Source organism: Sedimentibacter hydroxybenzoicus DSM 7310 (assembly GCF_013403245.1).
Classification (GTDB): domain Bacteria; phylum Bacillota; class Clostridia; order Tissierellales; family Sedimentibacteraceae; genus Sedimentibacter; species Sedimentibacter hydroxybenzoicus.
Genome location: NZ_JACBNQ010000005.1, coordinates 92089 through 108236, shown reverse-complemented (window position 1 = coordinate 108236; position 16148 = coordinate 92089). Strand labels below are relative to the sequence as shown.

Below are 16148 nucleotides of genomic sequence, written 5' to 3'. Positions count from 1 at the left end.
TGTAAAGTTAGAGAAATTCTTCACTTCAGAACAGTGACGGGAGGTAGTAATGAATATAGTAGTACTTGTAAAACAAGTGCCGGATATGGAAAAAGTAAAGTTTGACAGAGAAGCAGGAAGAATAGACAGGTCATCCGCAGGAACAGAAATAAATCCCTTTGATTTAAATGCTTTGGAGGCTGCCCTTCAAATCAGTGAAAATACAAACGGCAAAGTAACAGTCTTGACAATGGGACCGGCCCAGGCAGAGGAAGCGCTAAGGGAAGCAATTGCAAGAGGAGCAGACGAAGGAATTCTTTTAACAGATGTGAAATTCGGAGGCTCTGACGTTAAGGCGACCTCCACAATTTTATCCTCTGCAATCAAGAAAGCAGGACAATTTGACTTAGTAATCGCAGGAATCCAAAGTGTTGACGGAGATACGGGACAAGTTGGCGCTGAAGTAGCGGGGTATCTCGGTATACCTCATATAAGCAATGTTGAAGCAATAAAAAACTATACCGAAGAATACATCGAGGTAGTAAGCAGTGTATGGGAGAGTCAATATTTGAAAAGAGGAAAATATCCTCTCTTAATAACGGTAACAAAGGACGTAAACGTTCCGCGTCTCCCTTCCTTCAAGAATAAAATGAAAGCACGCAAGGTAGAAATTACAAAATGGAGTTATGAAGATTTAAAAGAAGTGCTGGATCCTTCAAAAATAGGAATAAAGGGCTCGCCCACAAAGGTCAAAAAAATTGAAGTACCTCAGCAGTCAATGAGAGAGGGGAAATTATATAAAGAAAACGATGAAAAAGCGGTCGAAGATATATTAAATGCTTTAAAATCATGCAAGGTTCTTAAGGAGGCATAAGATGACAGAAAAAATTTATAACGGAATATTAATTTTTGCAGAGCAGAAAAACAATGCAATCCATAGAGTATCTTATGAGCTTTTAGGAAAGGGAAAAGAGCTTTCCGACAAAATCGACTGCAGCCTGAATGCGGTTATTTTAGGACCTGAAGAAATTAATGTACAGGAGCTTATTTGCAGAGGAGCCGACAAAGTATACCACATTGCTGATTCGACTGCATTTAATAAGCCTGATGAGCTGATATATGCAGAAAACATTGTTAGCCTGATAAAAAGTATTAAGCCTGAAATATGCCTTTTCGGAGCGACGACATTTGGAAGAAGCCTTGCCCCAAGAGTGGCTGCATCGTTGGAAACGGGACTTACTGCGGACTGTACCGACCTGAAAACAGATAGCGATATGAAATTAATACAGATAAGACCGGCGTTCAGTGAAAACATTCTTGCCCATATTAAATCAGACATATATCCGCAGATGGCAACCGTCAGATACAAAGAGTTTGAAGAAGCTAAAAGAGATGCGGACAGGACAGGAGAACTAATTAAGATTGAACCTGTTAAAACGAATAACGATTTAATTGAAATATTAGAAGAAATATCAAATGACGGCATTAATATACAAGATGCCAAGGTAGTTGTTGCTGCGGGAGTTTCTGTTAAAAGTGCAGAGGATTTGAGCATGATAAACGAGCTTGCTTATTTGTTGGGCGGAGAAGTAGGTGCATCAAGAGCTTTGGTTGAAACGGGGATCATTTCAAAGGACCATCAGGTAGGATACAGCGGAAACAGAGTAAAGCCGGCAGTATATATTGCCTGCGGTATATCGGGAGCACCGCAGCATTTGGCAGGCATGAAGGAAGCCGGGGTTATAATAGCTATTAACAATGACCCTTCGGCACCAATATTTGATATTGCCGATTATTCCATCGTAGGAGATATGTATAAAATTATTCCGGAAATTATAAGTGCAATACGTAATAACGAACTGACCATTTAGCGTCATTCCGAGTGTTAGCGAGGAATCTCAAATTTTAAAAGATGAGATCCTTCGCTATCGCTCAGGATGACAGTATTCAGTTAATTGTGAATAGTAATAATTATATACAAGGAGGAAATATGAACGAAACAGTAATTAAAAAAATGCAGGAAATTTTAGGAGAAGCATGGGTGGTAACAGATTTAGAAAAGGTGAAAAGCTATTGTGATGATCAAACTGAAAAAGCAATGAAGCCGGAAATCTGTACTGATTGTGTTGTTGTAAAACCATCGAAGACAGAAGAAATATCCAAAATTATGAAGTATGCCAATGAAAATAAATTGACTGTAATTGCAAGAGGCGGGGGAACTTCTCTTTCCGGAGCTGCCATAGCCATAATGCCGGGCATTATAATATCAATGGAAAGAATGAACAACATAATTGAGGTTGATGAAACATCTATGACGGTTGAATGCGAAGCGGGAGTAACCTTGCTTCAGTTGGTCGAATTGTTTAACAAGCATGACACCTTATATTTTCCCATTCACCCCGGAGATGAAGGAGCTCAGGTAGGAGGCTTGGTCGTAATGAATGCAGGAGGCGTAAGGGCAGTAAGATACGGCGTAATGAGAGATCAGATTAAAGAGATGGAGATGGTTTTAGCATCAGGCGAGGTTGTAAGGCTCGGTAAAAATCTTATCAAAAACAACGCAGGTTTAGATTTGAAAAATCTTATAGTAGGCAGCGAAGGAATATTAGGTATAGTTACAAAAGCAACATTATCCATTAAACCGAAGGATAAGCATATAGGCAGCCTCATAGTTTCGTTTGAAAATGAAAGTGATGCTGTAAAGGCAGTGACGGAAATATTTAAAACCGGCATTAAGCCGATGGCAATTGAATATATGGAGAAAAAAGCAATATTAAAGGCTGCAAAAGATATTGGGATGACATGGCCTTCAAGCGAAGGAGCAGTTGATTTATACTTTATAGTGTCAGAGAGAAAAGAAGATGATCTTTATGAAATGTATGAAATAATAGTGGGGATATGTGAGGAAAATAATGCTCTTAACAGCTTTGTTGCCGAAAGCTCAAAGGATCAAAGAACATTACTTGATATCAGAAGCCACGTATATCCAAGCATGCACGATGAGGTGGTAGATGCTATAGATGCTGCAATTCCTATGAAAAATCTTTCGAAATATATGGACAGCATAACAAAAATTTCAGAAAAATATAATGTGCACATTTCAACCATAGGTCATATAGGAGATGGAAACCTGCACAACAGCATATTGACGGAAGGAGCCGTAAAGCCGGATAATTATGACGAAATTGCAGATGAAATATTTGCATTGGTTATGGAATGTGGCGGTTCAATAACGGGAGAGCACGGAATAGGCAAGATAAGAAACAAAAAAATGAATCTTCAGTTCTCAGAAACTGAATTACGTCTCATGAAAGAAATAAAAAAGATTTTCGACCCAAACAACATTTTAAATCCGGGAACAGCGTTATAAGTGAATAACTTTGTATTTGTCATTCTGAGCGTCAGCGAGGATCTCAGCTTTTCAAATGCTGAGGTCCCTCGGGCTAAAGTTTCAGGATGACAGAAAACGTACAATATCTGAAGAAGCTTTTGTTATGCGAGGCTTCTTTTTTGCAAGTTAGAAAAAGTTAAAATCATTTTATGTAAACATCTTGCAAAATTAGGCAAATTAGATTATATTAAATGCTGAATAGGTTTAAGCAAATAGGAGGTAGTCATGTTTAATGGAGAAGAACTTTCAAAAATAAAGCAAAACCGAGAAAGTTGGGAAGAAAAAGTATTGAATAAATCGTTAGCAAAAGCTCCGGAATCAAAGCAAGAATTTAAATCCGTATCAGGAGCGGTTGTTAACAGGTTATATACTCCCGAAGATATAGCAGACATAGATTATGAAACAGAAATCGGTTATCCGGGTCAATATCCGTTTACAAGAGGGTATCAACCTACGATGTACAGAGGTAAGCCGTGGACTATGAGAATGTATGCCGGTTTTGCAACTGCGGAAGAATCAAATGAAAGATATAAATACCTGGTAAGCCAGGGATCGACAGGTCTTTCTGTCGCATTTGATTTACCTACACAAATTGGTTATGATTCTGACCATGCTTTAGCTCAAGGCGAAGTTGGCAAGGTTGGAGTTGCAATTGATTCACTTAAAGACATGGAAATACTTTTCAACGGAATACCATTGGATAAAGTAAGTACATCTATGACAATAAATGCACCTGCGGCAGTCTTGCTTGCTATGTACATTGCCGTAGCGGAAAAACAAGGTGTACCTGCAGATCAATTAAGAGGAACAATACAAAATGATATATTAAAGGAATACATAGCAAGGGGAACATATATTTATCCTACAGAACCATCTATGAGATTAATCACCAATATATTTGAATACTGTTCAAAAGAAGTTCCGAAATGGAATACCATAAGTATATCCGGCTATCACATCAGAGAAGCCGGTTCAACAGCCGCACAGGAGGTCGGATTTACATTAGCCGACGGCATAGCTTACGTAGAAGCAGCTATAAATGCGGGACTTGACGTTGATACATTTGCGCCGAGATTATCATTTTTCTTTAATTCCCATAACGATTTATTCGAAGAGGTTGCAAAATTCAGAGCAGCAAGAAGATTATGGGCAAAAATAATGAAGGACAGATTCAAGGCTAAAAGTGAAAAATCAATGATGCTTAAATTTCACACTCAGACTGCCGGTTGCACATTAACGGCACAGCAGCCTGACAATAACATCATAAGAGTTGCAATGCAGGCATTGGCTGCAGTTCTTGGCGGAACACAGTCGCTGCACACTAATTCAAGAGATGAAGCTTTGGCGCTTCCTACAACAGAATCAGTTACGATAGCACTCAGAACACAGCAAATATTAGCGAGCGAAACCGGGGTAACCAACACTGTTGACCCATTGGCAGGCTCATATTTTATAGAAGCTAAAACAAAAGAAATCGAAGAAAAAGCATTGGAATATATAACAAAAATAGATGAATTAGGCGGAGCTGCAAGAGCGATCGACCTTGGATACATCCAAAAAGAAATTTCTGATTCTGCTTTCAACTATCAAATGGAAATTGAGTCACTTGAAAGAATAGTTGTTGGTGTCAATAAATACAAGGTTGAGGAAGGATCTCCAAAAGGATTGTTAAGGGTAGACCCGATAGTTGCAGAAATGCAAAAAAAGAAAATTTCAGAAGTGAAAACAAGCAGAAGCAACGAAGCAGTTCAAGAAAAATTAAGCAACTTAAGAAAAGCTTGCCAGGGTACTGAAAATGTAATGCCTCATATTTTAGATGCAGTAAAAGAATATGCAACATTAGGCGAAATATGTGATGTTATGAGGGAAGTATTCGGAGAATATGAGCAAGCGGTATTACTCTAATTTGTAGGAGGAAAATATGAAGCCAATAAGAGTTTTAATAGCTAAACCGGGTCTCGATGGTCATGACAGAGGAGCAAAATTAATAGCAAGAGCACTTAGAGATGCAGGAATGGAAGTTATATACACAGGACTTAGACAAACACCTGAGCAAATTGTTGCAGCGGCTGTTCAAGAGGACGTTGATGTTATAGGGATGAGCTTGCTGTCGGGAGCTCACAACTATTTATTTCCTAGGGTAGTTGAATTGTTAAAGGAACAAGATGCTGACGATATTTTGATAGTTGGCGGCGGAGTTATCCCCGATGATGATATACCGGCACTGAAAGAAGCAGGTATTGCAGAGATATTTACACCGGGAACAACAACCACACAGATGATAGAATTCATAAAAACAAACATAAAACGATAGAAAAATCAATAGCAACAGAGGTGATTTAGTGGAAAATTTAATTCAGCTGAGCTTAAAGGGTAACAAAAGAGCGTGCGCTAAGCTTATAACCTTAGTTGAAAATTACCCCGAGGAAGCTGAAAAAGTATTGAAAGAAATACATCAATATACCGGAAAAGCTCATATAATAGGAATTACAGGGCCTCCGGGAGCAGGAAAAAGCACATTGACCGATAAGCTGACAAAAGGTCTTGTGGACCAAGGATACAAGGTCGGCATAATAGCAATTGACCCCACAAGCCCCTATTCAGGCGGTTCGATACTGGGAGACAGAATAAGAATGCAGGATTTGGCCTTAAATACCAATGTATTTATCAGGAGTATGGGAACCAGAGGATATCTTGGCGGACTTTCAAAATACACAAAAAATGCTCTGAAAGTTCTTGATGCCGCAGGTTATGATTATATTATCATAGAAACTGTGGGGGTTGGTCAATCTGAAGTTGATATAGTTAAAACAGCAGATACAATTCTTATGATTATGGTACCGGGATTAGGTGATGATATCCAGTCCATAAAAGCGGGTATAATGGAAATAGGAGATATTTTCGTTATAAATAAAAGCGATTTATTTGGTGCTGACAGAACTGCGACTGAGGTTAACATGATGCTTGATTTGAGCATGAATATGGATAGAAGGCCACCTGTAATTAAGGTTATTGCTTCTAAAAATGAAGGTATAGATGATTTAATAGCCGAGATAAAAAGTCACATTGATTATTTGAAGGAAAGCGGCAGACTTATTGAAAGAAGAACGAAAAATCTTAAACTTGAGGTTGTGGAGCTAATTGAGTCAGAACTAAGAAAAATAGTTATTACTCATACCGACAGTGAAAACCGTTTAGACAAGGAAGTAATCAATATACTTAATAAAGAAAAAAACATGTATGAAGTTCGTGACGAATTTTTAGGAGGTATAAATGGTAAAAAAGATTGATCATATAGGAATTGCTGTCAACAGCATTGAGCAAGCGCTTAACTTTTACGAAGGTGTGCTTGGTTTGAAGGCAGCCGGTACTGAAGTTGTTGAAGAACAGAAGGTTAAAGTTGCTTTTCTGCCCACCGGCGACTCGGAGGTTGAGTTATTGGAAGCAACATCAGAAGACAGCCCCGTAGCGAAGTATATTGCTAAAAATGGTGAAGGTATTCAGCATATAGCTTACAGAGTCGACGATATCGAAAAAGCAATCGAAGAAATGAAGGCAAGAGGAATGAGAATGATAGATGAAACACCTCGCTACGGTGCCGGAGGAGCTAAAATAGCTTTTTGTCATCCTAAAAGTACGGGAGGAGTTCTAGTAGAGCTCTGCCAAAGGGATTAGTCTGCTGAAAAAGTATATTTCCGGTACTGTCATTGCTATGAATAAGCGTAAATCATGCGCTTGTGTCATTCCGAACGTCAGTGAGGAATCTCAGGTTTTGAAATTCTTGGATTCCCAGTCTCACTCAGGGTGATAAAAACGGAGAGTCAATTAAAAAAGTTGCGTGCAGCAACTTTTTTAATTCTCCTGTTTTATATCGGACAATTTTTTCCAAAGCGTTGTCCTGCTTATATTAAGTAACTTGCAAATCGCTGAGCGATTGCCGTCATATTTGTCCATGTACCATTTTATTATACTTTTTTCCATTGATTCGAGAGTATCCGGATTTAAAACAATAAAATCATCCAAATTGCCTGTTTGTTTTTCCGGAGTAAGCGATTCATTAGAAATTAAATTTATTTCGCTTTTTACTATATCATCTGTAGTAAGTGTTTCACTGTCCGATAATATAACTATTCTCATAAGATAATTAACCAGCTCTCTTATATTTCCGCTCCAGTTGTGATTTCGGAATGCTTGTATAAAATCAGGGCTGCATGATTTTATGTTCTTGTTGTATCTGGCACTGAACAAGGACAAATAATGCTCTATCAATAAAGGTATATCATCCTTCCTGCTGTTCAGAGGTGGTATTGATATATTTAAAACGTTGAGCCGGTAATATAAATCGTGTCTGAAAGTGCCGTTTTCCACAGCGTTTTTCAAATTTGAATTTGTAGCGGCTATTACTCTTATGCTGATAGGAATCATTTTGGTGCCGCCAACACGCATTACCTGACGTTCCTGCAATACTCTGAGCAATTGTACCTGCACACTTAACGGAAGTAATCCCAATTCATCTAAAAATAATGTTCCGTTATGTGCAAGCTCGAACAAACCCGGTTTACCGCCTGCCTTGGCTCCGGTAAATGAGCCCTCTTCATAACCAAAAAGTTCACTCTCAAGCAGGTTTTGAGATAATGATGCACAATTGATTGCGACAAATGGTTGATTTTTTCTGCTGGAAGAGTTGTGAATACTTTGAGCGAACAATTCCTTTCCTGTACCGCTTTCTCCGGTTATAAGAATTGTACTTTCAGTATTGGCATATTGTTTTGCTTTATTTATACAATTTTTCATTTCAGCAGAAACAGTAGTAGCTTCAAGATCCTTAAATGTCATGTATGCATGCATGCCTTTACTTATATTTTGACGACGTACGTTTTGATCCAACCTGGATATGAAAGAGCTTTTTTGAAAAATCAATACCGTACCCATGTATGATTCTTTAGCAAACAAGGGTGTTGAACGCAATAATATTTTATTACCTGAAAAATTAATTTCCTTTCCAAGCTCATTTTTCTTTTTATTTATAATTTCCAACAGATTATGCTTGCTTATAAAATTGCTGATTGGTTGCCCCGCTATATCCTGATTATCATTTAAAAGCAAAAGTTTCTTTCCTGTATTGTTTATAAGTGTTATTACATTCCTTTCGTTCAGATAGATTACTCCGTCCGGCATTTCATTAATAAAGGTTATTAACTGTCTTTCGTGCATGATCTGTCTTTCCTGCGCATATTTTATCAGGGATGCTTTGGAAAGAATTTCTTTCATGGCATAATTGCTTGTGCTGTACATCACGGAAGCGATTCCTAATTTTTTGCAGATGTTTTCTATATAGCTGTAACCGCATACGACCACTTCATTTTTATCTTTGTAGGCATCATAGACACATTGCTCGATTTCCGAGTGATTATTATAATAATATTCTTTTAAGTTGATATTAAATACATCAATTATGTTTGAAAAATTCTCTGTAATACTTTTGTCATAGTGAATAAAGGCAATATTTTTCGATGTTTTCATTGCTTCCATAATAGAAGTTATTATATCAAACGGTGTGGAATCGGCTTCCAGTACGGGTATGTCCGTGATTTTACGGATCATCTTTGCTGTTGCTCCACGGCTTACAATTATGGAAATAGGAAATTCCTTTATGTACTTAGCAACAATATCAACAGCTTCCTCCAACGCATTTTCTATTAAAATAAAATCTGTAAAGCCTAATTCTTTTGTTGTGTTATACACCATTTGAGTGAATTGCTTGTTAGGCGAAGTAATAATATATTTTGGAATCATATAACGCTCCTATGTATAAGTTAAGAAAACGAACCATGTTAATATAGTGAACGTAAATATGTTCACTATATTAACATTATAAAATTAATCCTTTTAAAATGCAACAAAAAATGAGATTATTTTTTGGCATGACTTTTGCTAATATATTATCAAAGTATATAAAGGTTAAAGAATATTTACATAATGGAGGATTTTATGGAAGATAAATTAATTCCAATGATTGAAAATGAAGTTGTTAAACTTACACAAGAGCTTATCAGAATTCCCAGCCACAAGCATACGGAAAACAGGGAATCTGCTGTTGCTGAATTTATTTACAATTATTGTAAGGATAACGGACTTGAGGTGGAGTATCAGGACGTAGAGGGGTTAAGAAGAAATGTAGTAGCTAAGCTGAGAGGAACCGGAACCGGAAAAACCTTGATTCTTAACGGTCATATTGATACAGTTCCTCCATATGAGATGAATTTTGACCCTTTCAGCGCAGATATTGTTGACGGCTATGTTCAGGGAAGAGGTGCTAATGATATGAAGGGTGCCGTGGCTTGTATGATTACTGCAATGCTTAATATAAAAAAAGAAGGAAAGTTGTTAGGCGGAGATATAATACTTACTGCTGCGGTAGGAGAAGAAGAGAAGAGTGACGGTACAGAATACGTTGTGAAAAGCGGTATCAAGGCTGATGGTGCAATAGTTGGAGAACCTTCAAACTACGGCTATGCTTTAGGACATAGAGGGCTTGAATGGCTTGAAATAAAAATAGAAGGTAAAATAGCGCACGGCGGAATCCCGGAGCTTGGAATTAATGCAATTTCCAAGGCAGCAAAGCTTATAAGAAAAATTGAAGATGAGCTTATGCCTAAGCTGAAATTAAGACAAAATGAATGGATGGGACCTTCTGTTATGAATTTCGGATTCATAAAAGGGGGTACACAGCCAAGCTCGGTTGCTGACAGCTGTGTCATCCAAATTGACAGAAGGTATTTGCCTGAAGAAAATGTTGAAAGTGTCATTAAAGAATATCAGGATATTATAGATACAATCAGCAAGGAAGATCCTGAATTTAAGGCGGAAATAATAAGAATGGATTCAAATTTAATGGATGAATTTGATCATGCACCGCTTATTGCACAACCGAATTCCGATATTGCTGAAACAGTCTACGATGTATTAAAGGATTTCAATAAAAAAGAGCCGAACATAGAGAAAAGAAGAGGATGGACGGATGCGGGTGTTCTTTCTACATACGGAAAGATACTTACGGTTGTTACCGGCCCCGGTGATTTGAAATATTCTCATGCAAAGGATGAAAAAATTCCGGTAATTGATTTGATTAATTACGTAGAAATTTATACAAAAATTGCAAAAAAGTTTTGCAATTAAATTAAAATTATTGTATAATTATGAACTTAAGGAGGGTCGGTATGTTAGATGTTAAAATAGTAAACGGGAAGATTGTTGATATTGAAAACAGAAGGATTACAGAGGGAGATATTGGCATAAATGAGGGAAAAATAGCAGAAATAGGAAGTGTGTCTTCAGAAGCGAAAGAGGTTATTGATGCAAAAGGTAACTATATTTCGCCGGGATTTGTAGATATTCATATGCACGAAGAGGATTTCTCTCTTACAAAAAAACAGGAATACGACATTTCTGAAACCATGTTAAACATGGGTGTTACTACATGCGTTGTAGGGAATTGTGGAAACAACAGGCAGAGCATCGACGAACTTGCGGGATTTATAAATGAAAAAGGAAATCCGGTTAACTACATGTCTTATATCGGGCATAATTATTTAAGAAATATAGCAGGTAATGAGGATATTTATAAAAAATCAACTAAGGAACAAATATCAAAGATGCAGGCTTTGGCTTACGAGGCAATAAATAATGGCGCCGTAGGCATATCATACGGATTGGAATACTGTCCCGGTATAGATACAGATGAAGCAATTGAAATTACAAAAGAGATACAAGGCAGAAAGGATTTGCTGCTGGCAGCCCATTACAGAAAAGATTCCAAATTCGCTTTAGATGCAATAAGAGAAATGGCAACGATAGGAAAAGAAACCGAAATACCATTTCAGATTTCTCATTTATCCAGCTGCAGCGCCTTTGGCAATATGACAGAAGCACTTAATCTTATTGATGACCTAGTTAAAAGCGGTATTGATTTATCGGTTGACGCATATCCGTATGCAGCATTCAGTACATTCATCGGCTCTGCCGTATTTGATGAGGGATGCTTTGAACTATGGAATAAAAGCTATGATTCTATAATGCTTACCGAAGACCCCTTTAAAGGTGTGTTCTGTGACAAGGAGCTTTTCGAAAAGGCAAGAAAAGAATATCCGAAAATGCTTGCTGTAGCATACGTAATGAATGAAGAAGAAATTGTTGAAGCTTTGAATCATCCTCTTGTAATGGTTGCAAGTGACGGAATTTACAGAAACCATTCGGGACACCCAAGGGGCGCAGGCACGTTTCCAAGAGTTATAGGTCATTATGTAAGAGATAAAAAGCTTATGGATTTTTATGACGCAATATATAAGATGACTTACATGCCTGCTAAAAGGTTGAACCTTCGAAAGAAAGGCCTGTTGAAGGAAGGATACGATGCGGATATAGTAATTTTTAATTATGATACAATAATTGATAAAGCGACGTTTCAGGAGCCTCAGCTGAAACCCGAAGGTATCGATCATGTCATATTAAACGGCAGGTTAGCTGTTAAACAAGGCAATAAAATAAATAACACGCTTGGAAGATATTATAAACGTGGAGAAGCATAATAACTTAAATATTAATCATTAACAATAAGGTTAATGTTGATATAAAAAATAAGGAGGACTATATGGAACAAGAGATTAAAAAGAAAAGATTTAAAGTGCCGCACACCTATGTAATCATATTTACATTAATTATCATCACGGCAGTATTAACCTACGTAATTCCTGCAGGTCAGTATCAGAAAATGGAAATTGAAACCGAAACGGGAACAAGAACGGTAGTTGACCCCGCTTCGTATGCAAATGTGGATTCCAACCCTGCACAAGTTTTTGATGTTTTAAAGGCATTTCCTAAGGGATTAGGAGCTGCACAAGGAATTGTATTCTTTATTTTTATAGTTGGAGGATCATTTAACGTTATAAACAAGACAGGTGCCATAGAAGCGGGTATCAGTAAAGTTGCCTTAGGATTAAAGGGTGCAGAAGCTCTGTTGATTCCGATAATTGTTTTCATTTTCTCCATTGGAGGAGGGACAATCGGTATGGCTGAGGAGGCCATCGTATTTGTTCCGATCGGCATCGCGTTGGCACGTTCCCTTGGATATGATGCTGTAACCGGTATGGCTATAGTTGCCTTAGGGGCTGCTACAGGTTTTGTATCAGGCTTTATGAATCCATTTACCGTAGGAGTAGCACAAGGGATAGCCGGCATACCTATGTTTTCAGGTATTGGATTAAGATTGGCAATCTGGGCAGCTTCTTTAGTTCTTGTAATCGGTTATATTTACAGATATGCCAATAAGGTTAAAAAAGACCCTACAAAAAGTATAGTTTATGACCTTGAACAAGAAGAAAAGGATAAAACGATTGATTTAAGCAATATAAGAAAAATGACAGGCAGAGACATTTTAGTTTTATTAGTATTCTTTGCCGGTATGGGATTAATAGTATTTGGTGTATTCAAATATGGTTGGTATATTACCGAGATTGCATCTATATTCTTGGCAATGGGTATAGTGTCAGGTATTGTAGCCAGAATGAGTTTTGATGATATAGCTAAAAACTTTATCAGTGGTGCTAAGGACATGGCAACAGGAGCATTGGTTGTCGGTTTAGCGCGAGGATTACTCGTAATAATGGAAGGAAGTATGATAATAGATACTATCGTTTACTCACTTGCTTCCGTATTGGCAGGATTGCCAAAAGCTATAAGTGCCGTAGGTATGCTTATAGTTCAATCTTTAATAAACTTTGCAATACCATCAGGTTCAGGTCAGGCTGCAACAACAATGCCAATAATGGCGCCATTGGCCGATGTTTTAGGCTTAACGAGACAAACCGCCGTATTAGCATATCAGTTTGGTGACGGTATTTCAAACTCCATCATACCAACATCGGGAGTTCTGCTTGCAAATCTTTCCGTTGCAAAGATTAAATATGAGCAATGGTTTAAGTTTGTAGCGCCGCTTATATTATTGTGGACTGCTGTAGCTGCCGTATTTATGGTAATTGCAGTATTGATTAACTACGCTTAAGAGGATATCGAATTCATGAAAAAGCTCCTCGTATGTTTATTTATGAGGAGCTTTTATATTAATATTAGATTTAAGACAGGGAGATATAAATGGAAAGAATCAGATGTGAATTACTAAAAAATAAAATTATGAGTGCTGAAAAAGCAGCTGATTTGATTATGAATAACTGCCTTGTGGGGACATCGGGATTTACACCTGCGGGATATCCTAAAGCTGTACCTATAGCTTTGGCTAAAAGAGCCGATAAAGGTGATAAAATACAAATCGATCTTTTTACAGGAGCTTCTGTAGGTCACGAATTAGACGGACTTTTATCTGAAAAAGGAATAATCAGAAGAAGATATCCTTATCAAACAAATAATAATTTAAGAAATTCCATAAATAACGGCATTGTAAAATATAATGATATGCACTTAAGCAATTCCGCACAATACTTAAAATACGGATTTTTAGGCAAGCTGGATTTTGCTATAATAGAAGCCGTTGCAATAACTGAAGATGGAGGTATAGTTCCAAGTACATCTGTTGGAAATTCAAATGTTATTGTTGAGTGTGCCGATAAAGTGATTGTTGAAATTAATGTATCGCAGCCGGCAGAACTTGAAGGTATACATGATATTTACGCAATTAATAAACCTCCCTTTACAGAGCATATACCAATTAAAAATGCATCCGATAAAATAGGAACGACCTATATACCTTGTGATCCTGAAAAAATAGCAGCTATTGTTGTCACAGATATAGAAGATACAACCAATCCTATTGCGCCTATTGATGAAACATCTGAAAAAATGGCTGAAAATTTAATATCGTTTCTGAAATCAGAGGTTAAGTGCGGCAGATTGCCTAAAAATTTGCTGCCATTGCAATCAGGTGTAGGGAGCGTTGCTAATGCTGTTTTGGGAGGACTGCGTTATTCGGAATTTGAAAATTTGGACTTTTATTCTGAAGTTTTTCAGGATTCTGCATTAGATTTGCTTGAAAGCGGAAAACTTAGAATAGCTTCGGCTGCATCATTAACAATATCGCCTGAAAGAATAAAATATTTTTTAAATAATATTTCCAAATATAAGGATAAAATTATACTCCGACCACAAGAGATCAGTAATAATCCGGAGATAATAAGGAGACTGGGTGTTATATCAATAAACACCGCAATTGAGGTTGATATTTATGGTAATGTAAATTCAACTCATATTATGGGCAACAAGATGATGAACGGAATCGGCGGTTCAGGCGATTTTGCCCGCAATGCTTATATTTCAATTTTTACGACACCATCAACCGCACTTAAAGGAAAAATTTCATCTGTCGTACCGTTTGTATCACACGTTGATCATTCAGAGCATGATGTTATGGTTATAGTTACGGAAAATGGTGTGGCAGATTTAAGGGGGATTTCTCCTAGGGAAAGAGCAGAACTAATAATAGACAATTGCGCCCACAACGATTACAAAGAAATGCTGAGGGATTATTACAGCAGGGCTTCTCAGGATGCTAAAGGTGCTCATACACCTCATTTGTTAAGCGAGGCGTTTTCTTGGCATGAAAGATATATACAAACCGGAACTATGATATAAATTATAAAAATGTCATCCTTGCGGATGACATTAATTTATTTACAATATTATTTATTACAGCAGGTTATAAATCCCCAAAGTTTTTAAATGATCCAACTTTGATTCCATTATATCATTTAAATCCAGATTAAGTGCTGAGCACATTGATGCTAAGTAAAATATCAGTTCGCCCATTTCTTCTTCAATTTTTTCTCTGCATTTTGAACACAATTCTCCCTCGACATGATTTTCTAAATCGAGTTGATTTTCTTCAAGAGTTTTGTTTTGAGAAAATAGTTGTTTTGTAGCATGTATCTCAATGCAGCCGCAATGTGTAGCAGATTTAAAAACTGCTCTGTTGAGCATGGATGTTTGTTCGTCTAATTTTGTTACTACGTCTAAAATACTTTTATTTAACAACTGTAAATTAGCAGTCAGATTTTGAAATTCATTACAATCACACGACATTAATTTTCCAACTCCTTTCTTTATTAAAATTATACTTAAAGACAAGCTGCAATGTCAAATACTTTATTAATACATTTTATAAACAAACTCTTTACTATTTAGCATAAAATTAGTTAAGAAGAATAAATATATAAAGAAGTTTAATTTAGGGGGATGTTTATGAAAAGGATTATAACCATTGTCGCGATTATAGTATTTATAGCTGCTCTTTTATTCTTTTTTAGATATATTAGAGGAAGGGACGCAGAAAATGTAGGCTTCGACAGTATAAAACCTGAGGATATGCCGAGACAAATAACCGAAGTATTACCAAATTACAGAATGAAGGAAAAAGCTTTGGTAGCTAAGGTAAATGATGAAATTTATGTTGTTGTTACAAGAGGAGAAAAGAACACCGCAGGCTACGAGGTTGAAATAGATAAATTAACATTGACAGAGGAAAACGGCGAAAATATATTAACTGTTTATGCAGAATATACCGACCCTAAGCCGGGAGATGTAACTGCACAAATTTTGACGTATCCATTTGCAGTTGTTAGAACAGACTTGCAAGAACTGCCGCAAAAGGTTATTTTAGAAAAGCAGTACAAGAATTAGCAATAGATAAGCAATGAAATTGGCTATTGATGAATAATAGTTAAACATAAAGAGAAAGGATGCCGCTGTTGCCGGCACCTTTCTCTTTATGTTT

General features: G+C 37.0%; 14 protein-coding genes. 12 read left to right on the top strand and 2 right to left on the bottom strand.

The genetic code is table 11. From position 1 onward, the window contains the following. Positions 1-49 precede the first annotated feature (49 nt). The 7 genes from HZF24_RS07355 to mce all read left to right on the top strand — a co-directional run bounded on the left by HZF24_RS07355 (position 50) and on the right by mce (position 7045). A complete protein-coding gene (locus HZF24_RS07355; protein WP_179237648.1) occupies positions 50-853 on the top strand; it encodes an electron transfer flavoprotein subunit beta/FixA family protein in 804 nt (267 codons plus the stop codon). 1 nt (position 854) lies between these two features. Then, the gene (locus HZF24_RS07350; RefSeq protein ID WP_179237647.1) at positions 855-1850 is read left to right on the top strand and encodes an electron transfer flavoprotein subunit alpha/FixB family protein; all 996 of its coding nucleotides are present in this window, start codon (positions 855-857) and stop codon (positions 1848-1850) included. 119 nt (positions 1851-1969) lie between these two features. Continuing rightward, positions 1970-3349: an FAD-binding oxidoreductase gene (locus HZF24_RS07345; protein ID WP_179237646.1), complete on the top strand. Its 1380-nt coding sequence runs from the start codon at positions 1970-1972 to the stop codon at positions 3347-3349. A 246-nt stretch (positions 3350-3595) separates the two neighbouring features. After that, positions 3596-5275: an acyl-CoA mutase large subunit family protein gene (locus tag HZF24_RS07340; RefSeq protein ID WP_179237645.1), complete on the top strand. Its 1680-nt coding sequence runs from the start codon at positions 3596-3598 to the stop codon at positions 5273-5275. Positions 5276-5291: 16 nt separating this feature from the next. Next, entirely contained in the window at positions 5292-5684 is a 393-nt protein-coding gene (locus HZF24_RS07335; protein WP_179237644.1) for a cobalamin B12-binding domain-containing protein, read from the top strand. Between the two features lie 28 nt (positions 5685-5712). After that, entirely contained in the window at positions 5713-6660 is a 948-nt protein-coding gene (meaB, locus tag HZF24_RS07330) for a methylmalonyl Co-A mutase-associated GTPase MeaB (protein WP_179237643.1), read from the top strand. Beyond that, the gene (gene mce, locus HZF24_RS07325; protein WP_179237642.1) at positions 6644-7045 is read left to right on the top strand and encodes a methylmalonyl-CoA epimerase; all 402 of its coding nucleotides are present in this window, start codon (positions 6644-6646) and stop codon (positions 7043-7045) included. Before meaB ends, mce begins: the two co-directional genes overlap by 17 nt. A 177-nt stretch (positions 7046-7222) precedes the next feature. Here mce and HZF24_RS07320 read toward each other — a convergent pair whose 3' ends face one another. Further along, entirely contained in the window at positions 7223-9166 is a 1944-nt protein-coding gene (locus HZF24_RS07320; protein ID WP_179237641.1) for a sigma 54-interacting transcriptional regulator, read from the bottom strand. Positions 9167-9361: 195 nt separating this feature from the next. Here HZF24_RS07320 and HZF24_RS07315 point away from each other — a divergent pair, with 195 nt between their 5' ends. The 4 genes from HZF24_RS07315 to HZF24_RS07300 all read left to right on the top strand — a co-directional run bounded on the left by HZF24_RS07315 (position 9362) and on the right by HZF24_RS07300 (position 15010). Further along, the gene (locus HZF24_RS07315) at positions 9362-10549 is read left to right on the top strand and encodes a M20 family metallopeptidase (protein ID WP_179237640.1); all 1188 of its coding nucleotides are present in this window, start codon (positions 9362-9364) and stop codon (positions 10547-10549) included. Between the two features lie 41 nt (positions 10550-10590). Further along, the gene (locus HZF24_RS07310) at positions 10591-11958 is read left to right on the top strand and encodes an N-acyl-D-amino-acid deacylase family protein (RefSeq protein ID WP_179237639.1); all 1368 of its coding nucleotides are present in this window, start codon (positions 10591-10593) and stop codon (positions 11956-11958) included. A 62-nt stretch (positions 11959-12020) separates the two neighbouring features. After that, the gene (locus HZF24_RS07305; protein ID WP_179237638.1) at positions 12021-13430 is read left to right on the top strand and encodes a YfcC family protein; all 1410 of its coding nucleotides are present in this window, start codon (positions 12021-12023) and stop codon (positions 13428-13430) included. 89 nt (positions 13431-13519) lie between these two features. Next, the gene (locus tag HZF24_RS07300; RefSeq protein ID WP_179237637.1) at positions 13520-15010 is read left to right on the top strand and encodes an acetyl-CoA hydrolase/transferase family protein; all 1491 of its coding nucleotides are present in this window, start codon (positions 13520-13522) and stop codon (positions 15008-15010) included. 54 nt (positions 15011-15064) lie between these two features. On the opposite strand, the gene HZF24_RS07295 is transcribed toward HZF24_RS07300, so the two are convergent. Continuing rightward, a complete protein-coding gene (locus tag HZF24_RS07295; RefSeq protein ID WP_179237636.1) occupies positions 15065-15457 on the bottom strand; it encodes a nucleoside triphosphate pyrophosphohydrolase family protein in 393 nt (130 codons plus the stop codon). Between the two features lie 159 nt (positions 15458-15616). On the opposite strand from HZF24_RS07295, the gene HZF24_RS07290 reads away from it, so the two are divergent. Continuing rightward, the gene (locus HZF24_RS07290; protein WP_179237635.1) at positions 15617-16054 is read left to right on the top strand and encodes a protease complex subunit PrcB family protein; all 438 of its coding nucleotides are present in this window, start codon (positions 15617-15619) and stop codon (positions 16052-16054) included. Positions 16055-16148: the final 94 nt, after the last annotated feature.